We start from the raw sequence: 21,024 nt of genomic DNA, 5'->3' as shown, positions 1-21,024 counted from the left end.
AAAAGCCCGGTACTCAACGCAACTTAATCCGCTCCCAGCCATTCGGGCAACTCCCAGGCCTGTCGGGACTCGTAATGCAGCTTACCAGACGCGATGCGCAGCGGAGAGGGGAAATTGTTTCGGTACAAGGTGCCGGTTCCCAGTCCCTGCGGAAGTTTTGGCTGCAACGAAGACGTAAACTGAGCAACGGCATTGAGACCAATATTACTTTCCAACGCAGAAGTCATCCACCATCCGATGCCTGCCTGTTCGGCTAATTGAATCCACTCCTTTGTAGCCAGCATGCCACCCAGTAGTGTGGGCTTCAGTATCAGGTAGGCTGGTCTTACCCGGTCCAACAGCGCTTTCTTCCGATTCGGGTCAACTATGCCAATCAACTCCTCATCCAAGGCAACGGGTACCGGAGATTCGCTGCAGATTTTCTCCATCGCTTCCGGATTGCCCGGCGCAATGGGTTGTTCGATGCTGTGAATGCCTAATTTCCCCAGCCGTTCCAGCTTATGCATGGCCTCCTCCTTACCAAAAGCACCGTTTGCATCGACTCGCAAGGAAATTTCTTCTTCGGAATACTTCGTTCGAATTTCCTCCAACAAGGCCAATTCCAGTTCAAAATCAATGGCTCCGATTTTCATCTTGATACAATTGTATCCCTCAAGGAGCTTTTGTTCGATTTGGTTTTTCATAAACGCCCGATCCCCCATCCAGATCAACCCATTGATGGGAATGGGCGTGCCCCGGTCATAAAAAGGATTGGAAAGCAGTTTTCGTTTGCCTCCGTGAAACAGGTCCAGTATGGCCGTTTCCAGACCAAACCGCAAACTTGGAAATTCCTCAAAGGGCATTGCGCATAGGTTTTGAAGGATTTTTTCGGGGTCAAACGGGAACGATACATCACTTATTCCCTCCAAAATTTCCCTGGCTTTTTGCAGAAAATCGGGGCGGTCATCCGGACTCAGGCCTTTCAACGGTCCCGCCTCTCCCAATCCTGTAAGGCCTGGAAAAGCCGAAGACTCCGCCCGAAGGATAAAGGTTTGCTTTTGGCGCAATACCCCCCTGCTGGTTCCGGCATCAAAGGTAAAAACCAGGGTGTACGGCTGAATTGTCACGTGTATTTTAAAACCTTCTACCATTCGCTCGTTTTTGTTCCCGTCAAATATGCGTATTTTCTTTTATATCCGAACACGCTTTTGCCTATAAAAACATCCACCGGAAGGAGTGACCGCAGGCTTGGGAAGAACTCCGAGCCAAATCATTTTGAACCAAAAAATAGTATATTTGCTGCAAATTTGCATGACCTGAATTGCCTGAAAAAACGCATGGAAAACACGCCTCAACTAAACGAGTACCATTACGAGTTACCTGAAGATTCTATTGCCAAATTTCCTTTGGAAAAACGAGACGCTTCCAAACTACTCCATTTCGAAAACGGTGCTGTTGAGCATTTCAAGTTTTCGGATCTCCCGAAGCTACTGCCGCAAAACAGTCATTTGGTGTTTAACGATACACGGGTTATTCCAGCAAGAATGCACTTCCGAAAAGCTACCGGTGCGGCAATCGAACTATTTTTATTGAACCCGGTAGCTCCTTCTACCCTTATCCAGCAAAGCATGCAAAGTCAGGGACCCGTCACCTGGAAATGCATGATAGGCAACCTGAAGCGATGGAAGGCTGGGGAAGAACTAGAAAACGAAATTCACCTAGAGGGCGAAAACTACCGGTTGCGTGCCCGTTTGCTTTCCAGAGAGACGAAAGAAGTGGCGTTTAGCTGGGATCCAGCAGAGGTGTCGTTTGCAGCGCTGGTCGAGGCGGCAGGCGAAGTCCCTCTACCGCCATATCTAAACCGAAAAGCGGAAGAGGCCGATAAGTTGCGCTACCAAACCGTGTATTCAAAAATAAATGGAGCAGTAGCAGCTCCTACAGCAGGATTGCACTTCACGGAGCAGACGCTGGAGGAAATCCGTGAAAAAGGCATTCCCCTGCATTACCTGACCTTGCACGTTGGCGCAGGCACCTTTCTCCCCATCAAACACGACACCATTACCGAACACCCCATGCACCGGGAACAAATGGTTTTTTCAAAAGAGGCTGTATCCAAATTGTGCCAGGCAACCGGCAATATCGTCGCTGTTGGAACGACCTCCATGCGATCACTGGAAAGTTTGTATTGGTACGGTGTAAAGCTGCTTTCAAATCCCAATGCCGAATTCTTCGTCGAAAAATTGGAGCCCTATGCAGGCTCCAAAACCACATTCACGCGGGAACAAAGCTTTGAAGCTGTTAAAAACCTGATGGAACGTACCGACACGCAATACCTGGTTGGTGCAACGGAAATCTTTATTTTTCCGGGCTACCGTTTTCGCGTATGCAATGGGCTAATCACCAACTTTCACCAACCCGCCTCTACCCTTATTTTACTGATTGCCGCATTCACCAATCAACAATGGCGAAAAATCTACGAGGAAGCTTTGGCTAAACGGTACCGATTTCTCAGCTACGGTGATAGCAGTCTTCTCTGGAATCAAAAAATTATCGGTTGATTTTCAATCAAAACCATTACTACCCAACTTCTGTATCCCGTTGATAAGGGTTTGGTAATAGGTTCTTCCTACAGGGACCTTCTCGTTCAAAACCGTGACCTCTTTCGGAGAAATCGTCTTGATATCGTTCAGGTTTACAATGTAAGATTTGTGAATTCTCAGAAACTGGCGGGTAGGCAACATCTCTTCAAACTCTTTTAAGATATTTCGCAGGGAATAACTTTTCTCTCGAGTGATTAACGTCGTATAATTCCCATCTCCTTTGAGGTAGACAATATCCGTGTAGGCGACTTTGGTCAGACAGCCCTTATCACGAATAAATATGGCATCTTTTATCAAAATTTCTTTCGTGTCAAATGAAATGTCGACCGCATCGCCGGCCACGTCTTCCATTATTTCCTGTACATTTTCTTTGAGTCCCATCTTGAGTAATAAGCTTAGATTTGTCAATTAGGTAACACGGTAACCAAATAAATGTTTGTATCTGACCAAAATATTCTTGGAGGACCAAGTATCGTGAGTCGGGAGTAATGTCGCCCCAAATTTATTTCCTCTTTGCTCCAAGGTAAAGTTTCCCATCTACTATAGCCTTTACGTATGATATATTATTTTCACGTATGAAATTTAGCCTATCATTACCATTATTTGGCTGTTTATTTTTCTTTCCAAAAACTAATCTTTACCTTGAAATTTGATAAACCAAATTAGTAAAAGAAAATAGTATGCTATTAGTAAAAAAACATCTTACTACAAGTTCACTAATGCTTTTTTTATTTCTAAACGTTGGTTGTTCATCGGGAGAGGATGGCGATGTGGCAGCCTGCTCCGTACAATGGTCGACAGAATTACAGGATGAACTAAATGCACTGTCTCAGGCGGCCACTGCTCAGGCGCAAAACCCGGGTCCAACTACCTGTGAAAACTTCCGATCTGCCGCAGAAGACTATTTGGAAGCGTTGCGTCCCTATGGAAACTGCTCAGCCCTTACTGGCCAAAACAGGCTGGAATGGCAAAACGCGGTCGAAGATGCAGAGATACAGATTCAAGAAATCGACTGTAGTCAGGATACCTGACCGCAACTATTTTAACGGAATTTTTCAAGAATTCTGCTCAACAAGGAAGGCCTGTTTTCGTTTTTCAGACCTTCAAATTCCACAGAAAATGCGCGGCCAATTAACGGTATCAGTTCCCGGTTCTTTTCACCGGCGGGCATCCCTGCAACCAGCCCGTTTATGAAGTCCGATGCGTGCTGTTTTTGTCGAAAAGCATGTGCGACAAATTGGGGGTCAAATGAAATTCCAAGCATACCCAAAGCTTGCACAAAAAAATGATGTTTATCAAATACCAACCGAAATGAAATCGAGCCGTTGGGATGCTCCCAGTAAAAATTATGGGAATTATTTCCACAAAAAGTGGAAAGGTCACCATACGTAAACCAATCAAGACCCGCCAGGCGATGGTAGGCACCGAATTCAGATGAAGGTCCGGATACGACATCCGGGCCGATAATTTTCCGGGCCAATTGCCGGCCCTGATCGCTGAGCGACGGGTACGAAAAATCCCCAGAAACTGCCTCCCCCGAATACAAATTTACACCCAGTGTATACACCTGATCGTCTGATTCCGATTCGCTTACTCCCGCCAACACCGGTTTTAGGGAGTGAAGTGACGGATTAGCGAGGTGAGAAAACGCTCCAAAACTACCGTTCTCATGTATCACCAACTGACAGGGTAATTGAACACCATCATTAAGCTCAACACCGGTAATTTCTCCGTCCGGCCCCATTCGAAACATTTCTATCTCCCGCGAAAAGAAAAGCCGTATCCCTTTAGTCCGTAGTTTTTTTGCTACCAAACATGCTTCCTCCATCGGAAAACCTGGATTTGCCAGAGAGTTTTCGCCACACACCAGTGTAAGCTCCACCCCTTTTTCAATCAGGTGTTCAGCCAGCGCGAGGGCAACGAATCCATTCCCACGAACAACAACCTGCTTGAATTGTTTCCGAATCAGGCTTTCGAACGAATTCCTACCGGCCAGGCAAGGTAGACCCCTACCTTTCTTATGTGCTAATATTTTCGGCCGGCACTCGTTTACCAACACCAGAAAATCATAATTCAGCTTTTCGTCCGGTAGAAAAATCCGTTTTCGGGACACGTCTATTCGCTGCACCCCGGCCACCAGAAATCGGCACCTACCCGTATCGGGTACACGTTCGCCATCAAAGCTGTTCCTGACATTTTTTAAGGAACACAAGGCGTCAAAATAGAAAAAATCAGCCGCGCATTCGGCGATAATGGTAACCGATCCCATGCCGGGCTTTGATAGCCAGTTGCGGATCAATTCCAGGCCGGAAAACCCCACACCGATCAAAACCAGATTTTTCTTTCCTTTCTTTTCCGAGCTATTGACCATTGTTTACTCCTTTGTGTGGACGCTTTTGCAAAGGGTCCACCCCTAGGGATACTCGGTTTTCAACAATCAGGCCAATTTTAGGCAAGGAAAACTAAAACTCTGGAAACGATCCAACATCAGCCCTCGCCGAGCAATTTGGACGGAGTGACCGGATCTTTTCTCCGTAAACCAAATTCTTCTATGGCGTATTTTTTAAGGTGCATTTCCATTTCCTCCACACTATCCGTCAAGAGAAATAAATCCAGATCGGATTCGCTAATCGTACCCTCTTTTGCCATGTACTGAATGTGTTCGAAAAGATGCTGATGAAATGCCGTACCCACCAAAACGACCGGAAACCGCTTCATCACCCGTGTCTGAATAAGCGTCAATGCTTCAAAAAACTCATCCAGCGTACCGAAACCACCCGGGAGTACCACAAATGCGTAGCTGTACTTGGACAGAAGTACCTTTCTCACAAAAAAATACTTGAAATTCATGTACTTATCCAGGTAGGTGTTGGGAAATTGTTCGAAAGGTAGGATGATGTTGCAGCCCACGGATTTTCCACCCGCCAATTTGGCCCCTTTATTAGCCGCCTCCATGATACCCGGGCCGCCTCCGGTCATCACCGTGAACCCAAGGTGACTGATAGCCTCCCCTACCTTCTCGCCCACTTTGTAAAAATAATCGTCGGGCTCGAAACGGGCGGAACCAAACACGGTTACACAGGGACCAACGAAATGCAACATCCGAAAGCCCCGAATAAATTCAAGCAGCACCTTGAATCCAAATCGAAAATCCTTAAACCTGGTCTGTGGTCCAGCAAAAAACGCCTCCTCCTCCGGATTAACCAAAGGATTGATTTTTTTCTTCTCTTCTTTAATCATGGTTCTCTAAAAGTTTTTTTTCAGCTTTCGGTATAGTACCAACGCCAGAATACCGCGAAAAGTTACTTCAACGAAATGCATTTGACCTACGAAATATAAGAAAAGTTTTCTCTCCTACCTTACATCATTACCGAGACGGATTTTGGTGGCAGGCTGATCGTGGCTGCTTATGGAAAATACCTCTGAAGTGATAAGTGTCACCCAGGGAAAGGAATATTTTGGTGACCTTTGAATCATAACGAAAACAACAAAAATAAATACAATCATGAACGAAGAAATGATGACAACCATGCCTCGAATCGGTGATCTCGCGCCGGATTTCGAAGCCATGACCACTACCGGACCCATTAAATTTTCCGAATACATCCAGGATAGCTGGACCATCTTGTTTTCACACCCCGCCGATTTTACACCCGTTTGTACCACGGAGATGAGTGGGTTTGCGTTGGAGCAGAAGTTTTTCGACGCGAAAAACACCCGATTGATCGGTTTAAGTATTGACTCCATTCACGCGCACATAGCCTGGGTGAATAATGTAAAGAAAAATACAGGCGTGCTATTTGAATTTCCGATCATCGCGGATATTGACATGAGCATATCCAAAAAGTACGGCATGCTTCAACCGGGTGAAAGTGAGACCGCTGCCGTTCGGGCCGTGTTCTTCATTGACCCAAATGCTAAAATTCGATTGATCATGTACTACCCGCTGAATGTAGGTAGAAATATGGACGAGATCAAGCGGGCATTGGTTGCCCTGCAAACGGCAGACAAGCACAAAGTTGCCATGCCTTTGGACTGGCGTGAAGGGGACAAAGTGATTGTTCCTCCACCAAAAACCGTTGCCGAAATGACGGAACGAGAAAATAGTGATTTGGAAATGGTCGATTTCTACCTGGCCAAAAAAAGCATTTGAAATTGATCAGTCATTAAATAAACAGGCAGGCCTGAAAAAGGTCTGTCTGCTTTTTTTTCAGCATCTTCTAAATTAGGCTATTAGCCAATCATTCAAGAGAAATTAAGCTGAGTAACCATCCGGGAATAGGATGTTTCAAAGGGTCCAAGTATCAAAAATTTCAACGAATTTATTGGATTTGATTAGCCCTGAAAAACAAGAAGCGAATCATAGGGGAAAAATATAACAGGAAGTATGGGGCGTTTGCTGTGAAATCTGGATTTGAGCCATCGATACTCCCATAACCCATATTGCCTGGCTATAAGTGTAGGGAGGTATGCTTTGCCCCATAGGTGGTAAAATCCTGAGTTTTGGAGTAAATGTAGGGAGATGCTTTAACCAGGTACCAACATGGGAATCAGCTGCGAGTCACCGGTCGGTCCTGTTATCCCGGTTGCAAACCCTGTTTATCCGGATTCGACAGGGTGAATGTCGAATAGCACGATTTTTTACCAAGACAAAATCTTTAAATCAGGCAAATACGTAAAATGGATATCCCGGGTGACTAATGGTAGACTGTGTTCTTGCGCAATAGCCGCTATCCAAATATCACTTTCAGGTATTGGTGTACCTATAATTTTTAAATCCGCTTTTAACCGGCTATAAATTAAAGCGGTCTGTTCTCCAGCATTTAAAACCATCGCAATTTTCAAAAATGTTTTAATCTGATCATAATGAAAATCCTTTCGACCAGAACATTCAGCTCCTAAATACAACTCCCCTAATGCAAAAACGGGGAGGTAAATCGTTTTAGAATTTCTGATTCCATCAGCTACACTCCGCTGCCCTTTTAGTAAATCAATAACGATTTTGTATCGAGCAAGCAGGGATCATTTCCAGTCTTCTTCATGGATGTTTTCACAACAGGATTTTATTGTTTTCTCCATTTATTCCCCTTCTTCTTTGGTCAAAACCCCTAAAAGATCATAAACAGATGGCTGTTGTGCTTCTTTCTGCTTTTCCTTTTTCAATAAAGTTTCCAGTTTACCAATGATCTTTTCATCACTAACCGATAACAGATCCTGTATAAAATTTAGTTTTCTGGTAGATACGTCCATTCTTTTAACAGATTCGTTCTAATGATGAAAATATAACATTTTTATGGTAATACTTAGTTTCTTTAATTTGTTCGCTCCTGCCTAATGGATTCCCGATCGCCGTCGGAAAGCCAGGGTAATTTGTTTTCCACAAGAAAATTAGCTCCAATTTGCTGTACGTATATCAGGGTTGCAAACCCTCTTTATCTGGATTCGATAGGGCAAATGTCGAATAGCGTATAATCCGCTGTTTTATTTTTCCCCAAGCATACCCCGTTCAAAATCCACACGGCGCGCTTTCCTTTTATCATACAATTCATCAAAAACTTCTTTTCTCAGTGCGCTATCCCCGGATTTTTTGTGCCATTGCTCCTCTCCTGCCAGAACAATACCCGCCTCATGGAAATCCAGCAACTGATCATAGGGCCCCCTGCTTCCCATCAGCTTGACCAGGATGGGTGCCATCTCGATCATGACAAACAAAAAAACAATCATCCAATTGGCCCAATAAATGGCCGTATTTTTTAGCATCAAATCCCTGAAAGCCTGTAACCGGGCTGCCAATCCATCATATGCATCCAGGGAGACCATCTGGTTTTGAAATTCCTGTTCCTTCAATGAATTGATTCTGCTGATTTCCGCTTCCAGACCCTCAATCCTGCCTTCGTTCAGCTTCTGGGTATATTGGTAATCCTGCTCTGCCTGGTCCAGTTGCATTTCCTTCTTCTCTGCGTTGATGCCTATGCCCGCAAGCCCGGTGGTACCTTCCGTTTTTACGCCAAACCTTTCCTGATCGTACTCCACCTGCTTCTGGTTACGAAAATCCTCCTTAGCGGCAATCCCTGCCCTGAGGCTTTCAATTTTGCTTTCCAGTTCATTGATTTCCGGATACCCTGCTGCTATTTTTTCCCTGCTATTTTCGATTGTAGCCAGACGCTGTTCATCCAGTTCTCTGTTGATTTCCTTTTCAAAAATCCGTAGCTCCAATGGTTTGGCAATGACCAGGGCGATTAATAAGGCCAACACCAATCGGGGAAGAGCTTGTTTGAATTCCGGGAAAAATTGATCCTGCTTTTTTAAGGTGGAAACAATATACCGGTCTAAATTGAAAATCATCAAAGCCCAGATCAAAGCAATACCCAAAATCGCCCAAAAAGAGGAAAAAACGGTAGACAAGGCATAACTTACAGACAGGCCAGCAAAAATAGCCGTAAACAGGACCGTTGCCCCAATTCCGAGAAACCTGTTTCTACTTGCCGGACACCTACGGACCAATGGCAGGTAAGCGCCGGAACAAACTATCAGGAATTTCTCTACAGTATGCATCAATCGTTTATTCTTTTGGACATTGCCAGTCAAATTGTATACCATAAACGTCCCGATACAAGGCTGGGAAAAATAAAAATGATGCTTTAAATCAAATAAAGCATAACAGACTCATTAACAACTATATACCTGTTTTTGACCGAGCCGGAGAAGGAAAAATTCTAACCGGTATATTTTCAAATACGGCTCGGCTTAGCACCTGGATGCACCAAAATTCAAAACTGTACGCTTTTTATGTCCGTTTTTGTGACAGTCATTTTTTTGGCAGGTTTTAATTCTTCGAATTATTATGGTAGTTTAGGCCCCGTTAACGATGTACCCCATGAAAAACCTGCTCTTCCTTTCCCTGATGTTTTTAGTGCTTTCACCGGATTCCTTTGCTCAAGACCCGGGCCGATTTTCCAATCAGGTTAGCCAGATCTCAAAAGATTATCCTGTTTCCGATTACCAGTCTTCGGTGGTATTCACGGGAAGTTCTACCATCCGCATGTGGAAAAGTTTGCAGGAGGATTTTCCGAGAGAAAAGATAGTCAACAGTGGATTCGGAGGCTCGCAGGCCAGTGATTTACTGCATTACCTGGATGAATTGGTGGTGGATTATGCGCCCAAAAAGGTATTTATATACGAAGGAGATAATGACCTGGCTGCCGGGAAAACGATCGAAGAAATCGTAGAAACGTATAACTTGATCGTCAGCCAAATACACTTGGCGTATCCGCAAACCGAAATCATTTTGATCAGTCCCAAGCCCAGCCTGGCCAGATGGGAATTGGCCGATCAGTACCGGGAACTCAATGCCAGGCTGAAAAAATACGCCAGAGGAAAGAAGAAGGTGTCCTATGCCGATCTATGGAATCCCATGCTTACTTCCAATAAAACACCCATGGAGGATATTTTTCTGGAGGACAACCTCCACATGAACGCCAAAGGGTATGCCATCTGGGCAAAGCAGATCAAGAAATTTTTGTAGAAAACGTGTTGCTGCAACGCCTTCCTCGTCGATTGAAGTACGAACAGGGCCACAAATTCTATCATTTCGTATAAGAATCCACCGGTCGTCAGACAGAAAATCGGGACCAATAACTGCTAGCCGGGAAACCTCCGGACGCTCCACGGAAAAAAAACCGCCGGTCAACGGCCCATGCACTTATTGTTGGAAAAGACCGGGTTTCCAACCGCAGCTACCCTATACCATTTTTCCTATCCCCTTTTGCAAACCATTCGGAAAGCTATTTTCGTACCCAGAGTTTTCTTATCAAATGCTACGCGAAGGGTTTTTTACTCAGTAGTCTATTTCTATATTTGCAGGTAATGTAACATTAAATTAACATTAAGTTAATTTATTGGTAATATTAGCTATTAATTCCAGGTAGTATTACCTGCCCTGGTCTCCGGTGCGCGGTTATTCCACAAGCGCCTGTGTACGTAATCAATTGCATGTATGCTATTAAAAACGACTTTGCTATTTTTTTTGCTAGGGTGGGCGATGGGTGAAAGCATGGGATTTCAGGACCCAGTCAAACCACCGCCAGCCGTCAGTGCCCGCTATGGTTCTAAGGGTTTCCAGTTTAGTACGGATGACGGCCTGTACCGCTTGCAATTGGCAGGTAGGTTGCAGTTCCGGTTTGCGACACCGGCCGATCAGGATCCGATTACCTACGACGATTTCTTTGAACAAGATCAAAACCTGTTCAAAATCAACCGTGCCCGATTGAAAGTGGGGGGACATGCCCACAAACCCTGGTTAACCTATTATTTTGAATACGAACTTTCCGCATCCCGGCTCCTGGATTTCCGGGTGATGGTAGAGAAATGGCCCTGGCTCAGTTTCAAGATTGGCCAGTGGAAGTCCGAGTATTCCAGGGAGCGGGTGATATCGAGCGGCAAGCAACAGATGATGGAGCGGTCCATCATAAATCGGCCCTTTACGCTGGACCGCCAACAAGGGGCCTCCGTTTACGGCAGGTGGGATGGTGGGGGGCTGGCTGACTTCAACTACCATTTTCTAGTGCTGACGGGAACGGGAATTGGGGCCCGTACAAATGACGATAACCACTTGATGTATTCCGGAAGGCTGCAATGGAATTTGTTGGGAGCGGGCGTGGAAATGTCCGGATCGGCATTGGACTACCACCGAAAGCCCAATGCATCGATCGCTTTGGCTGGCACGACCAATACCAGTCAATACACACGGTATTCCTCACAGGGAGGCGGCCAATTGACCGGTTTTGAAAACGGAACAGCCGGGCAATACGCCATGGACCAATACCTGGTAGAGACCACGCTAATGTACCGGGCGTTTAGCTGGCACAGCGAATATCACCGGAAAAACATCTTCGACACCAATAACGACCGGCTATCCCGTCTTCAAGGCTGGTTTGTGCAGGCTGGAATCCTGCTAAATGCGGCTGCTTCGGAGAATTCGGCTCCCAAATTGGAACTGGCGGGCAGGTACGCCCTGTTCCGTCCTGAGATGCGGCTACAGGAAAACAACGAGGAAGAGTATTCCCTGGCTTTCAATTGCTTTTTTAACGACCACCTGAATAAGCTCACCGTGGATCTAACCCATTTTGATTTTGAAGAGAAATCCGTCAATCGTGAAGCCTCCGGCTGGCGCTTCCGCGTTCAATATGATTTTTCATTTTAAGCTGTCAAATCCGGCAGTGGATTTGGATATGCCACATCCCCTCTGTTTATTTGCAACTGATTCAGGAAACTGATTTATAAAGAAGGGGGGAGAGAACAGGCTCTGTGATCCTCTGGCAACCTTCCAACGCATGGAAAGGTGCCAAAACCTGCCCCGATAGGGACCGATAAATTAGATAACATGATAACAGAAACATCTCCACTTCCTTTTCCAATCGCATTCGTTACGGCAGCTATTTTTTGCCCGATTGGTGTTAACCTTTCCTACCACTTATTGAAATCACGTATTCATGGCTTATAAAAATTTTGAAACCCAAGCGGTGCGCATCGCCGCTTCCAGCTCGGACCAACGGGAGCACTCTGCCCCCATCTACCTGAGTTCCAGTTTTGTGTTTGATTCCGCAGAACAAGCGAGGCAACTTTTTGCCGATGAACTACCGGGAAATATCTACTCGCGCTACGCAAATCCAAATACCAGCGATCTGATTGAAAAAGTCTGTGCAGCGGAAGGTACCGAATCCGGGGTCACCACCGCCTCCGGCATGGCCGCAATGTTTGGTAGCATGGCCTCCCTCCTACATCAGGGCGATCACATACTTGCCTCCCGCTCCCTGTTTGGCAGCACGCACCAGTTATTGACCCGGATTTTTCCCCGATGGGGAATCACTCATTCTTATGGAGATATTTCAGACATCGTCAACTGGGAAAAGCTTCTACAACCGAATACAAAAATGATTTTTATTGAGACTCCGTCTAATCCGGGACTGGAAATCATCGATTTGGAATACATTGCCAATTTTGCCAATGCGCACAACCTAATTTTAGTTGTAGACAATTGTTTTGCTACTCCCTATTTGCAGCAACCCGCCCGCTGGGGAGCACACATTGTGACACACAGTGCTACCAAATTCATTGACGGGCAAGGAAGGGTATTGGGTGGCCTTATCCTGGGGAAAAAAGACCTGATCGATGAGGTGCAGTTTTTTATGCGGCACACCGGGCCTTCGCTTTCTCCCTTCAACGCCTGGGTATTGGCAAAAAGCATGGAAACGCTAGCGGTACGTATGGACCGGCATTGCGAAAATGCATTTGCTGTCGCCAGCTATTTTGAAGGGAATACAGAAGTGGAACGAGTCCGATACCCCTTTTTACCCTCCCATCCGCAATACCAGCTCGCAAAAAAGCAAATGCGGCACGGCGGAGGCATCATCACCCTGACGCTAAAAGGAGGATTGAGTCGGGCAAAAAAATTTATCGATGAACTGAAAATGATCAGTGTTACTGCCAATTTGGGAGATAGCAGAAGCATTATTACCCACCCGGCATCGACCACCCACAGTAAATTGACAGAGGAAGAGCGAGAACGGGTAGGCATACTCAATGGTTTGGTCCGGTTATCCGTAGGACTGGAGCACGTAGACGATATCATTCAGGACATCGAACAGGCGCTCGGAAAATCAAAAAACTGATGGTTGATAGCCACTACTTGTATCCCCCCACCCGGACAAGGGCTAATCGCAGCAAATCGGTTTAGGAGACAATACCTTTCTTAGGAAAGAATTCCTTTCACTAATTTTCCGTGCACGTCCGTCAGGCGGTACCGCCTTCCCTGGTGTTTAAACGTGAGTTTTTCGTGATCTACGCCCAACAAGTGTAGCAGCGTGGCCTGGAAGTCGTGCACGTGCACCGGATCCCGGACCACATTGTATCCCAACTCATCGGTCTCTCCGTAGGAAATGCCCTTCTTTACACCTGCCCCAGCCATCCACATCGTAAAACAGTTGGGATGGTGGTCTCTACCGTAATTTTCCGGAGTCAATCTTCCCTGAGAATAACTGGTACGCCCAAACTCTCCTCCCCATATCACCAGGGTATCTTCCAGCATGCCCCGCTGTTTCAAATCCCGGATCAGGGCGGCCGTCGGTCGGTCCATGCTTTGGGACATGGTCTGAATGTCTTTGGGAAGGTTTCCGTGCTGATCCCAGCCCTTGTGGTACAGCTGAATAAATTTCACATCTTTTTCGGCCAATTTCCGGGCCAGCAGGCAATTGGCAGCATAGGTACCCGGCTGCAATACCTCCGGACCGTACATGTCGGTAATGTGTTGGGGCTCGTCGGCGATATTCATCGTTTCAGGAACGGACGTTTGCATGCGGTAAGCCATTTCGTATTGGGCGATCTTGGCATTGATTTCCTGATCCTGCGACTGCGCATATTCCAGATCATACAGTTTTTTCAGGTGATCCAGGTAGTTTCTCCTGTCCCTGCCGGAAATACCGGGGGGATCATTTAGGTACAGCACCGGATCCTTGCCCGATCGAAACTGCACGCCCTGGTGCAAACTGGGTAGAAACCCATTCCCCCACAAACGGCTATAGACCGGCTGCGCCCCCTGCTTACCCTGAGAAAGCAACACGCAAAAAGCAGGAAGATTCTCGTTTTCAGAACCCAGCCCATAACTCACCCAGGAACCGATAGAAGGTCTGCCCGGCTGTTGGGAACCGGTTTGAAAAAAGGTGATCGCCGGATCATGATTGATCGCCTCGGTGTACATGGACTTGATCATACAAATCTCATCCGTAATTCCGGCAATATGTGGCAAAAGCTCACTTACCCAGGCTCCTGACTCCCCGTATTGCTTGAAATCATACACGGAACCGACCATGGGGATGGATTTCTGCCCGGATGTCATCCCTGTCAACCGTTGCCCCTGACGCACACTGTCCGGCAGCTGCTCTCCATTTCGTTTGATCAGTTCGGGTTTGTAATCAAATAACTCCAACTGGGACGGTCCTCCGCTTTGGAACAAATAAATGACACGCTTGACCTTGGGCGAAAAATGCGTACCGAGCGGTTTCACTCCCCCTGCAAGGGAACTGGCGTTCAATTGAGTAGGAGCAATCAGGGAGGAAAGGGCCAAGCCACCCAATCCCAGACCGGTTTTGCTCAAAAACTCCCTCCTGGAATACCTATTTGTATGTTGGCATAAATCGGCCATAGCTTGGGGTTACTTTTTGGTATAGAATTCGTAATGGTTAAACAAAAGACTCGCAACCATGGTCATGGCCGCCGTTTTTTCGGCAGGGATGCGGGCGTTTGCCGGATATTCGCCTACCGCCAACAGCTCCCTTGCGGCCGCAGGATCTGTTTCAAAACGCTTCAATTCCGAGGTATACATGCTTTTAAGCACTTCCACTTCTTCCCTTTTCGGATCTCTGCCCAGGGAATTGCGTACGCCCGCTACCAACTGCTGTTCCAGATCACCCGCTTGCAGCATCTTCTCGGCCATTACCCGGGCCGCTTCCGTCACCTGGGGATCGTTCATCAATACTAGCGGTTGCAACGGGGTATTGGTCTCCTGCCGGGAAACCAAGCACTCCTCCCGGTTGGGCACATCAAAGGTAGTCATGGCTGGAGGAGGTGCCGTGCGTCTGATAAAGGTATACATGCTCCTGCGGTACAAATTTGCCCCGCTATCTTGCCGGTAATTGTACAAAAAATAAGAAAATTCTCCTTTCTCCTCCCAGATGCCGGGCGGCTGATAGGGCTTTACACTTGGTCCTCCCACCTGCTTTACCAGGAGCCCACTGGCTTTTAAGTAATTATCCCGGATAAACTCCCCCTGTAGCCGATGGCGGGCCCCTCTAGCCAAAAGCACGTTATCCGGGTCTCGTTCCAATAATAGTTCCGTAGGTTCCGAAGACTGCCGGTACGTAGCCGACATGACCATCTTTTTTAAGAGCTGTTTTACATCCCAACCGTTTTCCATGAAATCTACCGCCAGCCAATCCAGCAGTTCCGGGTGACTGGGCAGTTGTCCCTGACTCCCAAAATCGTCCACCGTAGGCACGATCCCGCGTCCAAAAATCCTGTACCAGTAGCGGTTTACGGTTACCCGTGCTACCAGTGGATTTTTCGGACTGGTCAGCCATTTTGCTAATCCCAGTCGGTTCTTTGGCCAATCCGGCGAAAAACCCGAAAGTACCTCGGGAACCGCCGCTTCCACTTCTTCCGCAGGTGCATCGTACGCTCCTCGCTCCAACAAAAAGGTTTTTCGGGGAACGGGGCGTTCCTGCATGACCATTACCTCCTCAATTTCTCCCATCAATTTCAGTTTCTTCTGCCGCCAAAAAGCGAGCGAATCAGCAAGCACAGCCAGATCTGGATTCTCCCAATAATTGGTATACGTCAGGGCTGCTGCCTGATCCTCTGGAGCTTTTCCTGCCTCTTCGGAAAACAGCCCGGCTACTTCCCAATCAGTCAATGCTCGCTTGTAAATCTTTAAATCGGCCAGGCTACCCGTGTAAATCCCGTCGTCTCCACTAAACACGCGGTAACTCCTGGCCAACCGCAAGGCCTTGTCGACCACCGTATAACTTGTATTTACCGGAAGGATGCTTTTGTACAGGTTATCCTTTTCCACCTGCCCCTTCGATTGTTGCCCGTTGATAAAAACCCGCAACCCGCTTGCTTTGCCAGAGCCATCGTAAGTAAAGGCCACATGGGTCCACTCATTGGTTGGCAACCGCTGATCACTGCTTACATGAATGGCGTTGTGCGGAAGGGCATGGATCAACTGTACGTTGATACGGTTCAGGCTGTCCAGGTACAGTTCGTAGCCTCTCCAATACGTATTTTTGTTGCCAATATTTCCTAAAATAAACCGGTAGGGTTCAACGGTTTCCGGATTGATCCAGATGCTGTAGGAAAAAGGTTGATCCATCTCAAAAAGCCCGGTTGCGGGGATTTCGATGATGTCGTAGTCTTCTTTAAACCGGAGCGCACCCTGTCCCGGTAAGGGTCCGGTGACCGGTTCGGGACTGCCCGATACCCTCGCTTCCAATGCCTTGTCGGCGGAGAGGGTCATTTCGTTTTCGTGGCTAGCGAGAGGAAAGTGGGCAACCAAACCCTTTTGCAGCGTGGTCGACGGTAAATTCTTACTGGTTACTGCTACCGGATCGGTTAAGGCTGCCTGCTGCCTGCTTTCCAGTTCGCTAATTTTTTTCTTGATGCGGTCAATTTCTTGGTCCGTTTTCCCGTCAGTAAACAGCATCATCGGACCGGCATTTTTATCGTCTCCGGTCATTCCCACCTCGTCTACATTGTTGTAAAATGCCGCCAAACTAAAATAATCCCTTTGAGACAAGGGATCAAACTTGTGATCGTGGCACTTGGCACATTCCATGGTAAGCCCCAAAAAAGCCTTGGCGGTGGTTTCGGATCGATCAAACACGTACTCCAATCGGTACTCCTCATCGATGATTCCGCCTTCGGCGGTCATTTGGTGATTTCGGTTAAACGCCGTGGCCAACACCTGATCCTTTTTTGACCCGGGCATCATGTCTCCTGCTATTTGCCATTGGATGAACTGATCGTAGGGCATGTTGGATCGAAACGCCCCGATCACCCAATCCCTCCAGGGCCACATCATCCGGATTCCATCGGCATGCAGGCCATGGGAATCTGCATACCGAGCCACATCCAACCAATCCAGGGCCATACGCTCCGCATAGGCATCCGAGGCAAGCAATTCGTCCACCAGGTTTTCGTAGGCATTCGGCGAGGGATCGTTTACAAACCGCTCCACCATTTCCCAGTCGGGTGGCAAACCAGTAAGATCAAAGGCCAGGCGACGAATCAAGGTGTGGGCAGGTGCTTCCGGGGAGGGTTCCAATCCTTCCCGATCCAGTCGACTAAAAACAAATGCATCGACCTCATTTTTTGCGCTGCTGGTATTTTTAGGGACAGGTAACGGCACTTTCTCCGGCGGAAGATAGGCCCAATGATCCTGGTATTCGGCTCCCTGTTCGATCCAGCGAATCAGCAGTGCTTTTTCCTGGTCAGAGAGAGACAAGTTGGATTCCGGAGGGGGCATGCGTAGTTCCGGATCTTCGGCCAAAATGCGGTGAAATAGCTCACTACTGCCTGGTTTGCCGGGAGAAACGGCCTTTTTCATCCATCGGTCCTGCAGGGTTTGGTAGGCGCCTTCCTCGGTATCCAGCCGCAACCCTGCCTCCCGGGTATTGGGATCCGGACCGTGACAGGAAAAGCAACGATCGGACAAGATGGGTTTGACGTGTAGGTTATACGAAATTTCTTCCGGGATATTTTCCGCCGCGTTGCGAACAGTATCGGGAATCGTGGGACCGCAGCCCACGAAAAGAATGCCGGTCAGGGCAGGTGCCATCCAAACCCACCCGATGCTGCGGGAAACAAAATTCGTCGAATCCATACAAGAAAACCTGGTACGCTGGCTAAAATAAGAAAAAAAAACATAGCTACTTCGAAAATTCGAAACAAAATCTACGCAAAACCAACTGATAGCCAGGCAACGAACCGGAAGGGATGTCAGCTCCGGTAATCCCGGAGCAAGGGGATTAGTCTTCTTTTGGGTTTTCTTCTTCGGATAACTTTACCGGTTTATCGTTTTCCAATTGTGTGCTCACGACAAAATAAGGACCCGTGATCACTTCCTGCCCTTCGGCAATACCTTCCAACACCTCAATATTTTCAAAATCTGAAATTCCAGTTTTTATCTCGCGAATTTTTGCCACCTCGCCTTCTCTAATGAAAACCAATTCTTTCATTCGCTCTATCCCTCCTTCGGAATCTACCGTTTCGTTGGCACGGGTAGTGACTGCTGCCAGGGGAATGGATAGCACCGCTTCCTTTCTGTCCGTAATGATCTCCACGCTTGCCGTCATGCCTGGTCGGAAAGGAAAAGGGTTGCCCTCCGATATCAATTCTTCGTAGGACGCATTTAAAATCCGGATGCGCACCTCAAATTCTGTGACTGCATCTGCACTCGCCTTCTCGTTGGCCGAATTGGCAATGGCAGTAACTACCCCGGAAAACTTTTTCCCACTAAACGCATAGGCATCTACGTCAATCAAGGTGGTATCGTGCATACTGATTCGGACGATGTCATTTTCATTGACGTTAACCCGAACCTCCATCCGCGATAAATCGGCGATGCGAAGCATTTCAGTTCCCGCCATCTGAGCCGTTCCTACCACACGTTCTCCTTGTTCTACCAATAGGCTGGAAACCACACCATTGGTGGGCGAGTATACGTTGGTAAGTCGAAGGTTTTCCGCAGCCTCATCCACCGAGGCCTGGGCGCTTTTGATAACGTATTCGGCAGCCAAAACCGACTGTCTCGCTGCTTCCAGATCGTTTTGCGCCGTCAAAAATTCCGCTTTTGCCTGCTCGAAGTCGGCGTCTGATATGACGTTGTCTTCGTATAGTTTCGAATTCCGCTGAAACGAAAGCTCTGCACGGGTAAATTGCGCTTCTGCGCGTTTCAGAGAAGCCTTGGATTGGGCAAGGTTGGCCAATTGCTGGTTTAAATTTGCCTGTGAGCGATCCAGCGCAGAAATGAAATTATCCGGTCTGATTTTTACCAACAGGTCGCCCTGTTTTACAGAATCCCCTTCGTTCACATTCAATTCGATGATTTCCCCCGCTACATCGGGACTCAGCTTTACTTCTCTCTCAGGCTGAACCACACCGGATGCACTAACTTTTTCCACAATGTCTCGTTTGATAACTTTCCCTACCTCTACCTCCAGTGGTTTTTCTCCGCCTATCCATCCAGCCTTTCTGCCTACCAATGTAACGATTACCAAGAGGGCTACTACTGCCAATAGGCTGTAAATTAGTTTATTCGACTTTTTAGTTGTCATGATTTGGGATTGAATTAGAGTGTAAGTGGCTTTCCAAGGTAAAAATCAAGCACCTTCACACTGAAGACGTATTCGTATTTCGCAGACACCAGGTCTGCCTGTGCATTGAACAGATTGTTTTGGGCGACTTGAAAGTCTACGGCGTTTATTGCCCCTACCTCAAAGCGTTGCTGCGCCATTCGAAAGGCTTCTTCCAATGCCTCTACCCGCAGTAGTGAACTCCGGTAGGATTGCCTTGCCGCGTACGCCGAGGTATAGGCTGATTCGATGTCCTGCCGCAACTGATTCCGAACTTCTATTTCGGAGATTTCACTTAGCCTACGTTGAACCCTGGCTCGCTGCACGCTCGCCCGATTTCTGAAATTGGAAAAAATCGGAATGGATAAACCCAAATTAGCTGCTTGCGATAAATTGTTTTCAAATTGCCGCAGCAGGGGATCCGATGTAGCAAAATTGGTTTGGTCCACGTAATTGGAAAAAACGTTCGCGCTCAAGTTTAGGCTCGGTAAAAACGTCCCCTTCGCGATTCGAACACCGTAATCTGCTGCCTGTATGCCGAGTTCGGCTGCTTTTACCTCTGGAAGTATCCCCTCGGCAACAGAATAAATGTGCGCAACACCTCGCGTTTCGATCTCCAGTCCGTCTACCTCCAACTCCGGAATCAGAATATCAAAATCATCGGTAAAGGGCAACTGCAGTGCCTGCGACAAATTTAACCGGGCTATCCGCAGGTTGTTTTCTGCATTGATTACCTCAAGCTCGTTGGTGGCCATTTGTGCCTGCAAATCTAGCTGATCGGCTACCGGAAGAGAACCCGCTTGTACCAATTTTTCGGTTCGTTCCAACTGATCTTTGCTAGTCGTCAACTGAGAGTTGGCAATGTTGAGCTGCTCACGCGCAAAAGCTACATTGATAAACAGGTTGACCGTGTTCAACGAAATATCGTTGCGGCTGGCTTCCAGATTCAGCCGATTGGTTTCTACAGTGGTTTCTGCCTGACGGATGCTGTTTTGAATCTGCCCCCCGGCAAAGATCGGCAAACTGGAATTCGCGGAGACGTTTACGTTTCCAATTCTTCGGGTTTCAAACAAGTTGGTGACGGGATTGATGGAGCGCCCCCAGCGAAAGCCAGAGGAAGCACCCATGGAAAACGAAGGCAATTGCTGTCCCCTTGACTCCATCAACGTCGCTTCTGAGGAAAGCAAGTTCAACTCGCTGCGTTTTAGATTGAGGTTGTTTTCCAGGGCTATTTGAACACATTGTTCCAGACTTAATTTACCAGAAGTAGTTTGCGAAAACCCGTGCTGCACTAGCCCCCAGCCTAAAAAAAATAGGAGTAAAATTCGTTTCATAGGTTGCAAGTCATTTGGAACGTGTACGTTTGATGGAGAAAGTTTTTAGGCATGACTATAAAGTTAATAAAAACTTCGTTACCATTGTCAAAATTAGTGCTAGTTTTGGTATTTCTTGCAAGTTTAGGCGAAATTCGCTAACTATTGCCCTTCTGCCTCAAAAATTAATTAATTTTAACAGTTTACAAAAATGCTTCACGCAAACCG

Annotated in this window: 17 protein-coding genes and 1 riboswitch; of the genes, 6 read left to right on the top strand and 11 right to left on the bottom strand. The window is 47.2% G+C overall.

The window, feature by feature from the left end; translation table 11 throughout:
- Positions 1-23: 23 nt before the first annotated feature.
- On the bottom strand, positions 24-1,130 hold the full coding sequence (locus GCU44_RS16225; RefSeq protein ID WP_154857711.1) for an o-succinylbenzoate synthase: 1,107 nt from the start codon (positions 1,128-1,130) through the stop codon (positions 24-26).
- A gap of 186 nt (positions 1,131-1,316) precedes the next feature.
- Between GCU44_RS16225 and GCU44_RS16220 the strand changes: the two genes are divergently transcribed.
- Positions 1,317-2,537, top strand: coding sequence for an S-adenosylmethionine:tRNA ribosyltransferase-isomerase (locus GCU44_RS16220; RefSeq protein ID WP_154857708.1), 1,221 nt, complete (start codon positions 1,317-1,319; stop codon positions 2,535-2,537).
- Between the two features lie 3 nt (positions 2,538-2,540).
- Here the strand turns inward: GCU44_RS16220 and GCU44_RS16215 are convergent, their stop codons facing one another.
- On the bottom strand, positions 2,541-2,960 hold the full coding sequence (locus GCU44_RS16215) for a LytR/AlgR family response regulator transcription factor (RefSeq protein ID WP_317175343.1): 420 nt from the start codon (positions 2,958-2,960) through the stop codon (positions 2,541-2,543).
- Between the two features lie 338 nt (positions 2,961-3,298).
- Between GCU44_RS16215 and GCU44_RS16210 the strand changes: the two genes are divergently transcribed.
- Entirely contained in the window at positions 3,299-3,610 is a 312-nt protein-coding gene (locus GCU44_RS16210; RefSeq protein ID WP_154857704.1) for a hypothetical protein, read from the top strand.
- 11 nt (positions 3,611-3,621) lie between these two features.
- Here GCU44_RS16210 and GCU44_RS16205 read toward each other — a convergent pair whose 3' ends face one another.
- Both GCU44_RS16205 and GCU44_RS16200 read right to left on the bottom strand, forming a co-directional pair.
- On the bottom strand, positions 3,622-4,950 hold the full coding sequence (locus tag GCU44_RS16205; RefSeq protein WP_154857702.1) for an NAD(P)/FAD-dependent oxidoreductase: 1,329 nt from the start codon (positions 4,948-4,950) through the stop codon (positions 3,622-3,624).
- Between the two features lie 116 nt (positions 4,951-5,066).
- Positions 5,067-5,819, bottom strand: coding sequence for an LOG family protein (locus GCU44_RS16200; RefSeq protein WP_092178720.1), 753 nt, complete (start codon positions 5,817-5,819; stop codon positions 5,067-5,069).
- Positions 5,820-6,084: 265 nt separating this feature from the next.
- Here GCU44_RS16200 and GCU44_RS16195 point away from each other — a divergent pair, with 265 nt between their 5' ends.
- Positions 6,085-6,732, top strand: coding sequence for a peroxiredoxin (locus GCU44_RS16195; RefSeq protein ID WP_154857700.1), 648 nt, complete (start codon positions 6,085-6,087; stop codon positions 6,730-6,732).
- A gap of 488 nt (positions 6,733-7,220) precedes the next feature.
- On the opposite strand, the gene GCU44_RS16190 is transcribed toward GCU44_RS16195, so the two are convergent.
- The 3 genes from GCU44_RS16190 to GCU44_RS16180 form a co-directional block, all read right to left on the bottom strand.
- Positions 7,221-7,535, bottom strand: coding sequence for a PIN domain-containing protein (locus tag GCU44_RS16190; protein WP_262885324.1), 315 nt, complete (start codon positions 7,533-7,535; stop codon positions 7,221-7,223).
- Between the two features lie 123 nt (positions 7,536-7,658).
- On the bottom strand, positions 7,659-7,829 hold the full coding sequence (locus tag GCU44_RS16185) for a hypothetical protein (RefSeq protein WP_154857694.1): 171 nt from the start codon (positions 7,827-7,829) through the stop codon (positions 7,659-7,661).
- Positions 7,830-8,060: 231 nt separating this feature from the next.
- Positions 8,061-9,134 carry a DUF4407 domain-containing protein gene (locus GCU44_RS16180; protein ID WP_154857692.1) on the bottom strand — a complete coding sequence of 358 codons (1,074 nt, stop codon included), beginning with the start codon at positions 9,132-9,134 and terminating at the stop codon, positions 8,061-8,063.
- A gap of 322 nt (positions 9,135-9,456) precedes the next feature.
- On the opposite strand from GCU44_RS16180, the gene GCU44_RS16175 reads away from it, so the two are divergent.
- From GCU44_RS16175 to GCU44_RS16165, 3 genes are all read left to right on the top strand, one after another.
- The gene (locus tag GCU44_RS16175; protein ID WP_154857690.1) at positions 9,457-10,104 is read left to right on the top strand and encodes an SGNH/GDSL hydrolase family protein; all 648 of its coding nucleotides are present in this window, start codon (positions 9,457-9,459) and stop codon (positions 10,102-10,104) included.
- A gap of 471 nt (positions 10,105-10,575) precedes the next feature.
- Positions 10,576-11,781, top strand: a complete 1,206-nt coding sequence (locus GCU44_RS16170; RefSeq protein WP_154857688.1) for a porin — start codon at positions 10,576-10,578, stop codon at positions 11,779-11,781.
- Between the two features lie 71 nt (positions 11,782-11,852).
- A riboswitch (SAM riboswitch) is annotated at positions 11,853-11,954 on the top strand.
- Between the two features lie 116 nt (positions 11,955-12,070).
- Positions 12,071-13,249, top strand: a complete 1,179-nt coding sequence (locus tag GCU44_RS16165) for a trans-sulfuration enzyme family protein (RefSeq protein ID WP_154857686.1) — start codon at positions 12,071-12,073, stop codon at positions 13,247-13,249.
- A gap of 80 nt (positions 13,250-13,329) precedes the next feature.
- On the opposite strand, the gene GCU44_RS16160 is transcribed toward GCU44_RS16165, so the two are convergent.
- The 4 genes from GCU44_RS16160 to GCU44_RS16145 all read right to left on the bottom strand — a co-directional run bounded on the left by GCU44_RS16160 (position 13,330) and on the right by GCU44_RS16145 (position 20,817).
- Complete coding sequence (locus GCU44_RS16160; RefSeq protein ID WP_154857685.1) at positions 13,330-14,778, bottom strand: DUF1501 domain-containing protein; 1,449 nt, start codon at positions 14,776-14,778, stop codon at positions 13,330-13,332.
- 9 nt (positions 14,779-14,787) lie between these two features.
- On the bottom strand, positions 14,788-18,012 hold the full coding sequence (locus GCU44_RS16155; protein WP_241684985.1) for a DUF1553 domain-containing protein: 3,225 nt from the start codon (positions 18,010-18,012) through the stop codon (positions 14,788-14,790).
- Between the two features lie 145 nt (positions 18,013-18,157).
- Positions 18,158-19,465, bottom strand: coding sequence for an efflux RND transporter periplasmic adaptor subunit (locus GCU44_RS16150; protein WP_154857683.1), 1,308 nt, complete (start codon positions 19,463-19,465; stop codon positions 18,158-18,160).
- A 14-nt stretch (positions 19,466-19,479) separates the two neighbouring features.
- Positions 19,480-20,817, bottom strand: a complete 1,338-nt coding sequence (locus GCU44_RS16145) for a TolC family protein (protein ID WP_154857681.1) — start codon at positions 20,815-20,817, stop codon at positions 19,480-19,482.
- Positions 20,818-21,024 lie beyond the last annotated feature (207 nt).

Origin of the sequence: Cyclobacterium xiamenense (genome assembly GCF_009467825.1) — a bacterium.
Classification (GTDB): domain Bacteria; phylum Bacteroidota; class Bacteroidia; order Cytophagales; family Cyclobacteriaceae; genus Cyclobacterium; species Cyclobacterium xiamenense.
This window is presented reverse-complemented; position numbering and strand designations above follow the sequence as displayed.